Raw genomic sequence first — 12,913 nt, 5'->3', positions numbered from 1 at the left:
CAGCTTCAAGCTTATGGCTTACAGCTCCCGGGCGTAGCCCGGAGTCAGGTACGCGGCAGGGTCACCCCCCGCTGCCCCATGTACTTGCCGCCACGGTCCTTGTAGGAGGTGGCGCAGACTTCGTCGGACTCGAGGAACAGCATCTGGGCCACGCCCTCGTTGGCATAGATCTTGGCCGGCAGGTTGGTGGTGTTGGAGAACTCCAGGGTCACGTGCCCCTCCCACTCCGGCTCCAGGGGCGTGACGTTGACGATGATCCCGCAACGGGCATAGGTAGACTTGCCGAGGCAGATGGTCAGCACGCTGCGCGGGATGCGAAAGTATTCCACGGTGCGCGCCAGGGCGAAGGAGTTGGGCGGGATCACGCAGACATCGCCCTTGATGTCGACGAAGCTCTTGTCGTCGAAGCCCTTGGGGTCGACCACCGCCGAGTGGATGTTGGTGAAGACCTTGAACTCGTCGGCGCAGCGCACATCGTAGCCGTAGCTGGACGTCCCGTAGGAGATCACCCGCCGGTCGTTCACATAGCGCACCTGGTCGGCCTCGAAGGGCTCGATCATGCCTTCCCGCTCGGCCATGCGGCGGATCCAGTGGTCGGATTTGATGCTCATGGGTCGTCCTGCTGGGTGGATTCGAAACGAAGGGGGCCGCCATGATAGCGGCCCCGGGGTCAAGCGTCACTTCTCGTCGCCTCGGCGAAGGTATTACAGCTAGCCGTGTCTCAGGGGCACGGGGCTGATCCGGTGACAGGTCAATCCATACCAGGACCTCCTCTTCGACCTGTCCCCAGCGCCCTTCGTCATATCCAAAACTGAGATAGCTCTAGCCTCAGTCGCTGAAGGAGATCTCCGGCCCCTCGTCAGCCGCGCCCTTGAGCTGATCGGCCACCTGGCGGGCCATGTCGCGGAAGGTGGCGGTCACCTCGCCCTCCGGCTCGGCCACCACGGTGGGCCGCCCACCATCGGCCTGCTCGCGGATCGACAGCGCCAGCGGCAGGCGACCCAGCACCCGGGTGTCGTATTCGTCGGCGATGCGCTCGCCGCCGCCCTCGCCGAAGATCGGCTCGCTGTGGCCGCAGTTGGAACAGACGTGCAGGCTCATGTTCTCGACCACGCCGAACACCGGCACGTTGACCTTGCGGAACATCTCGATGCCCTTGCGGGCATCCAGCAGGGCGATGTCCTGGGGGGTGGTGACGATCACGGCACCATCCACCGGCACCTTCTGGGCCAGGGTCAGCTGGATGTCCCCGGTGCCCGGCGGCATGTCGATGAACAGCACGTCCAGGTCGTCCCAGGCGGTCTGGGTCAGCAGCTGCTGGAAGGCGCCGGCCACCATCGGGCCACGCCACACCATGGGCTCGCGGATATCCACCATGAAGGCCATGGACATGGCCTGGACGCCATGGGCCTGGAGCGGCTTCATGCGATTCTCGCCGGCGCCCTCCGGCCGCACGCCCTCACCGACGCCCAGCATCTGGGCCTGGCTCGGCCCGTAGATATCGGCATCGAGGACCCCCACGCGATAGCCCTCGGCGGCCATGGCCAGCGCCAGATTGGCGGTGACGGTGGACTTGCCCACCCCGCCCTTGCCGGACGCCACGGCGACGATGTGCTTGACCCCTTCGATCACGACTCGCTCCTTCTGCAGTTGGCGGTGCCGCCCAGGCGGCAACTGGCGCCAGTATACCCGTCACGGCGCGCCCCGATGCAATGCCGCCCCCCTGCCTGGAAGCGACAGGGGGCGCGCCGCGGCGCGCTCCCTGGGCCTGGACAGCACGCGGATGGATCAAGAGTTCGAGGACTCCTTGGGTGCCGTCTCGGCATCATCCGCCGACGCCTCCTCACCGTCGGCATCCTGGTCGACTTCATCGGCCGTCGTGGTCTGTGACGACGTGTCCGCAGAGTCATCGGTAGCGCCGGCGGTTTCCGGGTCGCCTGAAGTGGAGGCCTGGTCGTTGTCGCCAGCCTCGGAGGCACTGCCCGAGGTGGCCCCCGGTTCGCCGGAAGCAGTGGCCTGTTCGCTATCACCAGCCTCGGAGGCGCTGGACGAGGTGGCTTTCGGCTCGCTGGCAGAGGACGCCTGGCTGCCGGCGGCGGCATCGCCGGCCTCGGAGGCGCTGGACGAGGTGGCTTTCGGCTCGCTGGCAGAGGACGCCTGGCTTCCGGCGGCGGCATCGCCGGCCTCGGTGGTGGCTGCCTCGGAGGCCTCGGCACTCTCGGTGACACGGGTATCCAGCTCGGCGAGCTGCTCGCGCCAGGCGTCGAGCTCGGCGTTCAGCAGCTCGAGCTGGCTGCGGCGCGCCTCGACCTGGGACTCGATCTCGGCGAGCTCATCACGGCCGCTCTGGATCGCCACCTTGAGGTTCTCGAACTCGTTGCGCGTCTCGTCGCGCTGGGTCTGCAGGGTCTGCTGCTCCTGGTTGAGCGTCTCCAGAGAGGTCTCGAGCTCACCGATCTGTTCCTCCAGGGCGGTGTTCTCCTTGGTCATCGCCTCCCGCTGGTCGGCGGCCTGCTGGCGAGCCTGCTCGGCCTGCTCGCGGGCGGCTTCGGCCTCGTCGCGGGCCGCCTGGGCCTCGTCACGGGCCTGCTCGGCATCCTCGGCCTGCTGCTGGACTTCGGCCAGGGCCGCCTCGGCCTCGGCCAGCCGGCTCTCGGCACTCTCGGCGTCGGTCCGCATGGTCTCGACCCGAGCACCTACCTCCTCGAGCTGATTCTGGGCACTGCTCAACTCGGCCGTCTTGTCCTCGAGCTCGGCCTGGGCATCCTGTCGGCGGGTCTCCAGCTCCTCGATCGTCGTCTGGAGGCTGTCGACATCGGTCTCGGCCTCGTCCAGCTGGGCGAGCCGCCCGGAGAGCGACTCGTTCTCGGCCAACGCCGTCTCCAGTCGCGCCTGCAGCGACTCGCGCGCCTCGTTGCTGGAGCTCACGCTGGACTGGGCCACCAGGGCCCAGACGATGGCAATCACCGTCACGGCTGCCAGGCCTCTGACGCGATTGTCCTTGAAGAGCTGTCCCATCGAACTATCGGCCATCGGGCATTCTCCCTTGATCATTGGCTGGGGCCAGCGACACCCTGGGCAGGCGCCCCGGCAACCATTCCAGCATACACCCCGAAGCGCCGACGGGTCTCGGCGATTGCCCCGTCGAGGATCGCCGCACGCGGCGGGGGGACACCGCCATGCCCGGCGGCATCCCGCCTCGGCCGGGGCAACGGGGCGAGGATTGACGCAGAAGGCGGCCCTCGGCATATCATGTCGAAAGCCCCCCCGACCGGATTGCCCATGACCGCACCGCCGGACCGCGCCCCCGCCCGTCACCGCATGCTCACCCTTCTGCCACGGGTGTTGCATTTCGCCTGGCGGGTCCTGGCCGCCTTCCTGCGCAATCGGGGCATCCTGCTGGCCGGTGGCGTCGGCTACAATATCCTGCTCTCCATCGTGCCCTTGTTCGCTCTGCTGGTGGTGTTGCTCGCCCAGGTGGTGGACGAGCAGCACCTGCTCGGCGTGCTGGCCATCCAGGCCAGGCACCTGGCACCGGCCCACGCCGAGGTGCTGCTGGATGCCGTGCGCACCCTGCTCGACTCCCGCGATGCCATCGGCATCCTCGGCATCCCCGTGCTGCTGGTGTTCAGCTCCTTCGTCTTTCGCATGCTCGAGGATGCCCTGGCGATCATCTTCCACGCCCCGGACACCCATACGCGTCGCTCGATCTGGGTCTCGGTGCTGATGCCCTATGCCTTCATGGTGGTGCTGGGCGCCGGCCTGCTGGGCCTGACCCTGCTGGTGAGCCTGGCCAGCGCGGTCAATGCGCTATGGATGGCGGTGCTGGGCCGGGAACTGCCCCTGGCGGGGCTCTCCGGCACCGCCCTCAACCTGACAAGCTTCGCGGGTGTCTTCCTGCTCTTCAGCGCCATCTACAAGGTCCTGCCGGTGGTACGCATCGCCGTGCGACGCGCCGTGGTCGGCGGCTTCGTCGCCGCCCTGCTGTGGGAGGGCGTCCGGCTGCTGCTGGTGTTCTACTTCGAGAACCTGTCCTTCGTGAATGCCGTCTATGGCTCGCTCGCGACCCTGATCGTGGTGCTGCTGTCCCTGGAGGTGGGCGCCGTCATCCTCCTGCTCGGTGCCCAGGTCATCGCCGAACTCGAGCGTAATGCCCGCCTCGGCGTGCCCTGGCACCTGGACCCCCGCCACCAGGCCGTCACCCACGTGGATTGAAAGCTCACTCGGCGATCTCGAGTTCCAGGTGCAACACTAATGAGAGGGTGCTCGGACCGGCGACCGATGTCTTGAGCACCTCGGCGTAGATTACCCTCGTATCAGTATTAGAAAAATCATCACCCGCTAACCTCACAAATTGTAACATTCTTCATCGCATCTGTTACTCTTGAGTATGACCTTCGCTATGAAGGCTTGAGGGCTTCAATTCAGTGCGGAATCATCTCACATCCTGTGAGGGAGTTCTCTATGGAACCTCTGGTCAAGAACATATCAACCTCTCCATTGATACCTAGTATAAAACGACTGTACCGGTTGCTGACAGCCGAACAACGCAAGCGCCTTTTCCGCTTGCAATTATTGGTCGCCGCGATGTCCTTCGCAGAGCTCTCCAGCATCGCCGCCATAGGGGGGTTCATGGCGGTAGTCGGGAACATGAGCATCCTCGAGGGGCAGGGAATCCTGGCCAGCTTCTATCGCCTGCACGGCAATGGTGACCCCACCACTTTCCTGTTCTGGCTAGGTTTGGGTGTACTGGGCGTGTTAACCATCGCCGCCATATTTTCTGTCCTCACTACCTGGAAGCTATCACTCTATTCCCAGCAAGTGGGGGCCGAACTGAGCACGCGCCTATACAGGCATTACATGCAACAGGACTGGCTGTTCCATGCCGCCGGAAGCAGCAGTGACCTTACCAACAAGCTCGCCCAGGAGTGCAGGCGAATCAGCGACAACGTCCTGTCGCCCTTGATGCAAATAAACGCCAAAATCTTCTTGACCTTTTTCATTTCGACAGCAATCTTCTTGTTCAACCCATGGGTAGCATTAAGCGGCCTGGCATTATTCAGCTTCATCTATTGGGTACTCTATCGCACTGTCCGTCGCAGGCTGATCCATAATGGCAGCGTGGTGAGCAAGACCAACCGCCTACGCTTTAAATTAATGAACGAAGGGTTTGGCGGCATCAAGGATACTCTACTCCTGGGACGTCAATCTGAGTTCAATCGTCGTTTCGAAAAGTCGAGCCGACAACTGGGGTATGCCAAAGGCACCAACATGGCCCTCAGCCAAGCCCCGCGTTATCTCATGGAACTGGTTGCCTTCGGGGCTGTCATCACGCTGGTTCTTTATTTACTGATCACGCATCAAGGCAACCTGAGCACGATCCTGCCAATTCTCTCCGTGTATGCCATGGCAGGGTTCAAGCTGATGCCGGCCTTCCAGCAAATCTACCGCGGCCTGGCCACGGTGCGTGGCAACATTGCGTCCTTCACCAACCTGCAAGATGACCTGGAGGCCAGTCAGCCCGAGAACGACCAAGGCGAGTCAACGCTTCGGGACGAAAAATGGGTGCCCCATCACTCCATCAGCCTGGAAAACATTACGTTCCGCTATCCAGGCAAGAGGGAAATCACGCTGGAAGACATCAACCTGACCATTCCCGTCAATGGCGTCATCGGTCTGGTTGGTGCTTCAGGCTGTGGCAAAAGCACCATCATCGACCTGCTTCTAGGACTGATTGTGCCTGAAAAGGGGCAGGTTTCGCTGGATGGTCAACCCCTGACACCCGACCGGCGCCGGGCGTGGCAGAACACCCTTGGCTTCGTGCCCCAAAGTATCTTCCTGGCCGATGCCAGCATTCGGGAAAACATCGCCTTTGGCCTGCCCAGGGAAGGCATTGACGATGCGAAGGTCCTGCGTGCCGCCAAGATGGCTCACCTCGAGGAACTGTTGGAACGCTTGCCCGAAGGCCTCGACACTCGGGTCGGTGAACGCGGCATTCAGCTCTCGGGGGGGCAACGCCAACGTATCGGCATCGCGCGGGCACTGTATGATGACGCGGAAGTCCTGGTCATGGATGAAGCGACCAGCGCTCTGGATGGCATTACAGAGCGTTTGGTGATAGATGCCATTCATGACTTTTCGGGAAAGAAAACCATTGTCATGGTTGCCCATCGCCTGGCGACTGTAAAGTCGTGCGGCCGTATCTACCTGTTGGAGGCCGGTCGCGTCATTGATAGTGGAACGTTTGACGAGCTGGTAGAGCGTAATGCAACTTTCCAGCGGATGGCCGAGCATGCATGAGCTGGAAACTCATCGATCACTTTCGGAAAGCACCACCACCCCTTGCCGCTTTTCCACCGGGAGATGAGATCATGTTGACGGGATCGGCAAAAGACCTGATAAAATCCTCCCTGTATTCTGCCGGCATCGAAATCAGAAAAACCAAGGAAACGATTGTCTTCGACCTCACCAAAGCTGATTGCCCTCACCCGATCGAGGCCGCTTATGCTGCTCGTGGCAACCCCTTTCTGATCACAGCCCCATTGAGCAAGATGGTAACATTCAACTACAGTGCCTTCTCACTTGATCCGGAAGACGGGCACCCTTTTCTCGCGACTTTGAATGAGTACAAAAACGACAAGAACATCCCTTTGGAGCTGTCGCCCCTATATCGCTACTATGAGCTTTATCAGCCCAAAAGCGCAAGCGATCTAATGGATATCGACAACCCCAGCTATACAGATTTCAACGCACTACCCGCGCTCGCCGCCACACCACTCTGGGCCTCCAGGCGCCCAGAAGATCAAATATCCTATTTAAAATACATCTATCGAAAGGAAGATGAAGCACAAGGCATAAGAACGGGAAAGTTCATCGGAGGAAGTGAATACGGACCCATTGAAATAAAAAAACTTGCCATTGAATACGGCAGACTGACCACCTTGTATGATTCGATAAAACAACATGGATACACACCTGAAAGAGGCGACTGGATAACCGGAACAGTCTGGGCGGATGAAAATGACTGGACGATTGCCATTTCGACGGGCCAACACCGCATAGCGTGCCTGGCAGCATTAGGCTACGAATCTGCGACAGTATATTTGCAGGAAAAAAAGGCGCCTGGTGGCATACTCCTGAGATCGTGCGCACGACATTTCCCCAGCGTCGTCAGAGGGTTCCACACAGAAGAAGAAGCGACGAGCATATTCGATCGAATATCAAGAAAAAGACCGCCCAAGGCGGCCAGCGAGTGGCTCTCATACTGCCATCATGATCGGCGGTGATCTGCAAACATTAGAAGGACGAGAGCCCGGTGGCCTCCATGACCCGATAGCGCCACCAGGTCGCCGCGCTGACGGCGTCCTGCTTCCCGTAGGGATGGCTGGTCAGGTGCTCCGGCGTGGACTGCCAGCGACGGCTGAAGAAGGCCGCCGCCTCGGCCAGCGACGGGTGCTGTGGCGGGCCGGTGAGCCGCACGCTGCTCTCGAGGTTCAGGTCATCCAGGTTGCGTCGGGTGAAGTTGGCCGAACCGAGGATCAGCTCGGCCTCTCCGCCGTTCGCCGGATGACGAAACAGCAGCTTGCTGTGACATTGCTCCCCACGGCTGGCACACCAGCGCACCGTGATGCCGGCCGCCACCAGCTCATCGGCCACCGGCCGGTTGGGAATGCCCCCCTTGTCGATGCCGAAGGCCTCCCGGTTGGCGTCGAGGAGCACGCGGACCTCGACGCCACGCCGTCGTGCGGCGATCAGCGCCTCGATGAGGTCGCGATGGGCCAGATAGAAGACCGCAATATCCAGTCGATCTCCTTCCCGGGTGCGCTCCACGGCGGTCAGCAGGGCGTCGAGGATGGCCCCCTCGGTGAGCAGCTGCAGGCGCAGACCCGAGACGTCGTCGTCCCCCCCCGGGGGCATCGGCCCCGGCACCTCGACGCCCGACCAGGTCGCCACCGCACGCTCCGAGGCCAGCAGGTCGAGCGCCGCAGCGCCCTCGAAGCGCAGCGCCACATTGACGTGCAGGCTGCTGGCATCGTGGGGGTTCGCCGAGGTCACGAGGCCGGCCCAGCCCTCGCCGTGATCCACCACCAGGGTCTTGCGATGGTTGGCATTGACGTTGGCCAGGGCCAGGTAGCTGCGCAGGGTCACGCGTCCCGGTCCCAGCACATTGGGCAGCCAGCCGGCCTGGGCGCTGTTGCCGAGCCAGCGTGGCCCGAGATGCCAGAGCCCGGACCACAGCGGATTGGAGGCGCGTAGCCGCGTCAGGTCGGTCATGACCACCGAGACGCCGGCCTCGCGCAGGCGTTGCAGGTGATCGAGCTCCAGGCCACCATAGACGGTATTGAGCGGGTCGGTGATCAGCACCGCCTGGAGGTCGGGATGCCGCTCTCGCTGACGCACCAGCGCCCGGGTGAGCTGTGCCGAGAGGGGCCGGAACTCGTGGCCACGGGCCTCGCCGGCGAAGTCGTTGAACAGGAACATGTCGACCACCACCAGGCGTTGCGCCTGGCCGATCAGGCCGAGCACCTCGTCGAAGATGACCCGGCGATGATGTCGGTCTCCCTCGGCGTCGTACCAGGTCTCGTCGGCGAGGAAGCGCACCGCGTCGGCGGTGCGCACCGGATGGGCCTCGCCGATGCCCTCGGGCAGCGGCTTGTAGCGCTGCCACAGGCCCATGGCCGCCCACGCGAGCAACCCGATGGCCAGTATCCACGCGCCCATGGGCATCCTCCCCCCGTGCGATCCGCGTCGCTTACGCATCCCTGACTCTCCTTGCCGGCCCGGCCGGCCATCCTGGACGCCGGTCGACGACGATCATCAGCAGCATAACGCGCCCGCCGCCGGCATGCAGGTGGCGAGGCGCTGGGGGAGCGCATGCCGCCGTCTCAGTGCCGGGAACGTGCCCGGCGACGCCTCAGCAGGGTCCGTCCCAGCAGGCCGACGGCGACGCCCGCGAGGGTGGCGACGCCCAGCAGGACGAGGGGCGAGGGCTCGGCGGCATGCTGGTGCAGCGACGGAGCGCCGTGTCCGGGATGGCCGAGGACGGGGGCGCTCGCCAGCAGGCCGGCGAGCACGACAGGGGTGAGAAGGCGAAGCATCGGAAGGTCTCCTTGAGGGGGGATGAGGGTCAGGCGGATACGTCGTCCGCCGCGGGCCGGCCCTGGGTCGGCCGGCGCTCGGGCAGCATGCCGCGATCGAGGATGAAGGCGATGATCTCCTCCACCCCGATGCCGTCATGCAGGTTGGCGAAGACGAACGGGCGCTCGCCGCGCATGCGGCGCGAGTCGCGCTCCATCACCGCCAGGGAGGCGTGCACCCGCTCGGCGATATCGATCTTGTTGATGATCAGCAGGTCCGACTTGGTGATCCCGGGGCCGCCCTTGCGGGGGATCTTGTCACCCGCGGAGACGTCGATGACGTAGAGCGTCAGGTCGGAGAGCTCGGGGCTGAAGGTCGCCGAGAGGTTGTCGCCCCCGGACTCCACCAGCACCAGCTCGAGGCCCGGATGGCGGGCCTGCAGGTCGTCGATGGCGGCGAGGTTCATGGAGGCATCCTCGCGGATGGCGGTATGCGGGCAACCACCGGTCTCCACCCCGAGGATGCGGTCCTCGGGCAGCGCCTCGTGACGGGTCAGGAAGTCGGCGTCCTCCCGGGTGTAGATATCATTGGTGACCACCGCGATGTCGTAGTGGTCGCGCAATGCCAGGCAGAGCTGCTTGAGCAGCGCGGTCTTGCCGGAGCCGACCGGGCCGCCGACGCCGATACGCAGGCAATGAGTCATCGACTTTCTCCTTGCATGAATTCAACTTCCGGGAAATGGCCAGAAGGAAGACGTCGCTCCGCGACTCGAAGAGGGAAGATCGGCGCGTAGCGCCGCTAACTTCTGAAGAGTCGTGAATATTGGGTTTCGTGCCGGGCGCTGGCCAGCGCCAGCCCCGGCAGCACCGGGCCGAGCGCCTCGTCGTCCCGCGACAGGGCCGCGTCCACGGCCGTTACCAGGGACGGCCGCAGGCGCTCGACCAGGCGCTGGGCCGCGGTGTGACCGAGCGGCAGGGCCTTGCAGGCCACCGCGAGCTGGTTCTCCAGCCAGGCCCAGGCGAACCCCAGCAGCGCCTGACGAGGGGCGATGCCGCGGGCATGGGCCAGCCAGGCGAAGACGGTGACGTAACCGGCCGGCTGGGGCAGCGGCGTCTCGCTCGGCAGCAGCTCGAGACTCGCCAGCAGGCGGACCAGGGCGGCGCCGAGGCGCGCGTCCTCGGCGGCCAGCTCGGCGGTCTCGCGATTGGCGGCGAGCCAGTCGTTCCACTGGGCCACCGCCGCGCCTTCCCGGTCCGCCCAGGCCGACATGAGCCGGGTCAGCACCGGCAGCTCGCAGCGTGCCAGGCCATCGTCGAGCACGCCCTCCAGCCAACGGGCGAGGCTCGCCTCGTCCTCGACCCAGCCCAGCTCGAAGGCACTCTCCAGCCCCTGGGACCAGGCAAAGGCGCCGATCGGCAGCGCCGGGCTGACCAGCTGCAGCAGGCCCAGCAGCGCCAGGTCGTCGCCTTCGGTCGCTGCCTCTGGACGCTCAGTGAGCATGGCCATGCGCCTGGCCGTGGTGATGATGGTGGTGCCCCTGGCCCTCCCCGGCCTGGGCATAGGCCCCCGGTTCGGGATCGAAGGGCGCCTCGTGACGCTCGAGCCGGGCCCCCAGGCGCTCGGCCAGGGCCTCCAGCACATGGTCCGGCGGGAAGCGCACCCAACCGGTGCCGGCATCGCCGCCGCCCAGGGCCAACTGCACATGGCGGTTGCCCAGGTGATAGCACAGCCGCGCCAGCGCGAGGCCGGCCTCGATGCGGGCCGTGATCACCGGCTCCACGGCGGCACGCACCCTGAGTGTCTCGCCGCTCTCGGCACGCAGCCCCTCGCCATCGCGCAGCACTTGGCCGCGATCGAGGAAGACGCCGACCTCGCGACCCGCGTCGCTGGTCGCCTTGAAGCGCCCACGGGTGCGCATCTCGAAGGGCAGGGTCAGGCTGTCATCGGCCTGGTCGGCGGTTATCGGCCCCAGGCGTTCGGTCAGTTTCAGCATGTCTCTATGTCCTCGAAATCTGGGTGGGGCGGATAAGCGTGGAGAGTTCGGGGTTGGGGGCTAGAACAGGTGATAGCGCTGGGCCAGGGGCAGCTCGGCCAGCGGCTCGCAGGTCAGCAGCTCGCCGTCGCACCGCACCTCGTAGGTCTGGGGGTCCACGCTGAGGTCGGGACAGGCATCGTTGAGCTTCATATCGCCCTTGCGCACGCCACGAACGTCCTTGCAGGCCACGAGGTCGCTGTCCAGTCCGAGCCGGTCCTGGATGCCGGCGTCCAGGGAGGCCTGGCTGACGAAGGTCAGTCGCGAGCGGCTCGCCGCCCGGCCGAAGGCACCGAACATGGGGCGGTAATGCACCGGCTGGGGCGTGGGGATCGAGGCATTGGGATCGCCCATGGGCGCGGCGGCGATCATGCCGCCCTTGAGGATCAGCGCCGGCTTGACGCCGAAGAAGGCCGGATCCCACAGCGCCAGGTCGGCCAGCTTGCCGACCTCCACCGAGCCCACCTCATGGCCGATGCCATGGGTGATCGCCGGGTTGATGGTGTATTTGGCGACGTAGCGACGCGCCCTCAGGTTGTCGGCGCCCCGCGCCTGATCCTCCGGCAGCAGCCCACGCTGCAGCTTCATCTTGTGGGCGGTCTGCCAGGTGCGGCAGATCACCTCACCGACCCGCCCCATGGCCTGGGAGTCCGAGGCGATCATCGAGATCACGCCCAGGTCGTGGAGGATGTCCTCGGCGGCGATGGTCTCGCGGCGAATGCGCGAGTCGGCGAAGGCCACGTCCTCGGGAATCGCCGGGTCCAGGTGGTGACAGACCATCAGCATGTCGAGGTGCTCGTCGATGGTGTTCACCGTGTAGGGCCGGGTGGGGTTGGTCGACGAGGGCAGCACATAGGGCTTGGCGCAGGCGGTGAGGATATCGGGTGCATGGCCGCCCCCCGCACCCTCGGTATGATAGGTATGGATGCCGCGCTCCTTGAAGGCGGCCAGGGTGTCCTCGACGAAGCCCGACTCGTTGAGGGTGTCGGTATGGATGGCCACCTGGACGTCGTAGCGGTCGGCCACGCTCAGGCAGTTGTCGATGGAGGCCGGCGTGGTGCCCCAGTCCTCATGGAGCTTGAGGCCCATGGCCCCCGCCTCGAGCTGGGCTTCCAGGGCTTCCGGCAGGCTGGCGTTGCCCTTGCCGAGAAAGCCGATGTTCATGGGCAGGCCGTCCACGGCCTGCAGCATCCGGCCGATATGCCAGGCCCCCGGGGTGCAGGTGGTGGCTTTCGACCCGGTGGCCGGGCCGGTCCCGCCCCCCAGCATGGTGGTGACGCCGCTCATCAGCGCCTCCTCCACCTGCTGAGGGCAGATGAAGTGGATATGGGCGTCGATGGCACCGGCGGTGAGGATCTTGCCCTCCCCGGCGATGACCTCGGTGCCCGGACCGATGACCAGCTGGACGTCGGGCTGGGTGTCGGGGTTGCCGGCCTTGCCGATGGCGGCGATGCGCCCTGCCCTGAGGCCCACATCGGCCTTGACGATGCCCCACCAGTCGAGGATCAGGGCATTGGTGATGACGGTGTCCATGACCGCGTCGTCGAGTCGCTGGCTCTGACCCATGCAATCGCGGATCACCTTGCCGCCGCCGAACTTGACCTCGTCGCCATAGTGGGTGGCATCGCTCTCGACCTCGATCCACAGCTCGGTGTCGCCGAGGCGCACCCGGTCGCCGGTGGTCGGTCCGTACATATCGGCATAGGCCTGGCGGCTGATCTTCATGATTTCCTCCCATGGCTACCAGGCTTCGCAACGCCCTTGACTCCGCCGGAAGGCGGATTACGCGCGCCTTGCGTAGCC

General features: G+C 65.0%; 12 protein-coding genes. 3 read left to right on the top strand and 9 right to left on the bottom strand.

What is annotated here, in order from left to right; genetic code table 11:
- Positions 1–44 precede the first annotated feature (44 nt).
- The 3 genes from dcd to FHR97_RS02450 all read right to left on the bottom strand — a co-directional run bounded on the left by dcd (position 45) and on the right by FHR97_RS02450 (position 3,033).
- Positions 45–611, bottom strand: a complete 567-nt coding sequence (gene dcd, locus FHR97_RS02460; protein ID WP_126486044.1) for a dCTP deaminase — start codon at positions 609–611, stop codon at positions 45–47.
- 217 nt (positions 612–828) lie between these two features.
- The gene (gene apbC / locus FHR97_RS02455; protein WP_183382483.1) at positions 829–1,629 is read right to left on the bottom strand and encodes an iron-sulfur cluster carrier protein ApbC; all 801 of its coding nucleotides are present in this window, start codon (positions 1,627–1,629) and stop codon (positions 829–831) included.
- A 159-nt stretch (positions 1,630–1,788) separates the two neighbouring features.
- Positions 1,789–3,033, bottom strand: a complete 1,245-nt coding sequence (locus FHR97_RS02450) for a hypothetical protein (RefSeq protein WP_183382168.1) — start codon at positions 3,031–3,033, stop codon at positions 1,789–1,791.
- Positions 3,034–3,282: 249 nt separating this feature from the next.
- On the opposite strand from FHR97_RS02450, the gene FHR97_RS02445 reads away from it, so the two are divergent.
- From FHR97_RS02445 to FHR97_RS02435, 3 genes are all read left to right on the top strand, one after another.
- Positions 3,283–4,215: a YihY/virulence factor BrkB family protein gene (locus tag FHR97_RS02445; protein ID WP_183382167.1), complete on the top strand. Its 933-nt coding sequence runs from the start codon at positions 3,283–3,285 to the stop codon at positions 4,213–4,215.
- A gap of 249 nt (positions 4,216–4,464) precedes the next feature.
- Positions 4,465–6,300 carry an ABC transporter ATP-binding protein gene (locus FHR97_RS02440; protein WP_246403676.1) on the top strand — a complete coding sequence of 612 codons (1,836 nt, stop codon included), beginning with the start codon at positions 4,465–4,467 and terminating at the stop codon, positions 6,298–6,300.
- A complete protein-coding gene (locus tag FHR97_RS02435; RefSeq protein WP_183382166.1) occupies positions 6,297–7,286 on the top strand; it encodes a hypothetical protein in 990 nt (329 codons plus the stop codon). Before FHR97_RS02440 ends, FHR97_RS02435 begins: the two co-directional genes overlap by 4 nt.
- Before the next feature lie 10 nt (positions 7,287–7,296).
- Here FHR97_RS02435 and FHR97_RS02430 read toward each other — a convergent pair whose 3' ends face one another.
- From FHR97_RS02430 to ureC, 6 genes are all read right to left on the bottom strand, one after another.
- On the bottom strand, positions 7,297–8,721 hold the full coding sequence (locus tag FHR97_RS02430) for a phospholipase D family protein (protein ID WP_221187640.1): 1,425 nt from the start codon (positions 8,719–8,721) through the stop codon (positions 7,297–7,299).
- Positions 8,722–8,885: 164 nt separating this feature from the next.
- On the bottom strand, positions 8,886–9,098 hold the full coding sequence (locus FHR97_RS02425; RefSeq protein ID WP_183382165.1) for a hypothetical protein: 213 nt from the start codon (positions 9,096–9,098) through the stop codon (positions 8,886–8,888).
- Positions 9,099–9,127: 29 nt separating this feature from the next.
- Entirely contained in the window at positions 9,128–9,781 is a 654-nt protein-coding gene (ureG, locus tag FHR97_RS02420; RefSeq protein WP_183382164.1) for an urease accessory protein UreG, read from the bottom strand.
- Positions 9,782–9,876: 95 nt separating this feature from the next.
- A complete protein-coding gene (locus tag FHR97_RS02415; protein WP_183382163.1) occupies positions 9,877–10,578 on the bottom strand; it encodes an urease accessory protein UreF in 702 nt (233 codons plus the stop codon).
- Positions 10,568–11,071, bottom strand: a complete 504-nt coding sequence (gene ureE / locus FHR97_RS02410; protein WP_183382162.1) for an urease accessory protein UreE — start codon at positions 11,069–11,071, stop codon at positions 10,568–10,570. Before ureE ends, FHR97_RS02415 begins: the two co-directional genes overlap by 11 nt.
- Before the next feature lie 60 nt (positions 11,072–11,131).
- Entirely contained in the window at positions 11,132–12,835 is a 1,704-nt protein-coding gene (ureC, locus tag FHR97_RS02405; RefSeq protein WP_183382161.1) for an urease subunit alpha, read from the bottom strand.
- Positions 12,836–12,913: the final 78 nt, after the last annotated feature.

It is taken from the genome of Halomonas stenophila, assembly GCF_014192275.1.
GTDB lineage: Bacteria > Pseudomonadota > Gammaproteobacteria > Pseudomonadales > Halomonadaceae > Halomonas > Halomonas stenophila.
Note: the sequence above shows the minus strand (reverse complement) of the source record. Positions and strands in the feature narration are given on the sequence as shown.

Bases quoted from the DNA above. Each gene is read 5' to 3' on its own strand.
- FHR97_RS02415 (WP_183382163.1), bottom strand. From the start codon at position 10,578: ATGCTCACTGAGCGTCCAGAGGCAGCGACCGAAGGCGACGACCTGGCG.
- FHR97_RS02440 (WP_246403676.1), top strand. From the start codon at position 4,465: ATGGAACCTCTGGTCAAGAACATATCAACCTCTCCATTGATACCTAGT.
- FHR97_RS02445 (WP_183382167.1), top strand. From the start codon at position 3,283: ATGACCGCACCGCCGGACCGCGCCCCCGCCCGTCACCGCATGCTCACC.
- dcd (WP_126486044.1), bottom strand. From the start codon at position 611: ATGAGCATCAAATCCGACCACTGGATCCGCCGCATGGCCGAGCGGGAA.
- ureG (WP_183382164.1), bottom strand. From the start codon at position 9,781: ATGACTCATTGCCTGCGTATCGGCGTCGGCGGCCCGGTCGGCTCCGGC.
- ureC (WP_183382161.1), bottom strand. From the start codon at position 12,835: ATGAAGATCAGCCGCCAGGCCTATGCCGATATGTACGGACCGACCACC.
- FHR97_RS02450 (WP_183382168.1), bottom strand. From the start codon at position 3,033: ATGGCCGATAGTTCGATGGGACAGCTCTTCAAGGACAATCGCGTCAGA.
- FHR97_RS02430 (WP_221187640.1), bottom strand. From the start codon at position 8,721: ATGGGCGCGTGGATACTGGCCATCGGGTTGCTCGCGTGGGCGGCCATG.
- FHR97_RS02435 (WP_183382166.1), top strand. From the start codon at position 6,297: ATGAGCTGGAAACTCATCGATCACTTTCGGAAAGCACCACCACCCCTT.
- ureE (WP_183382162.1), bottom strand. From the start codon at position 11,071: ATGCTGAAACTGACCGAACGCCTGGGGCCGATAACCGCCGACCAGGCC.
- FHR97_RS02425 (WP_183382165.1), bottom strand. From the start codon at position 9,098: ATGCTTCGCCTTCTCACCCCTGTCGTGCTCGCCGGCCTGCTGGCGAGC.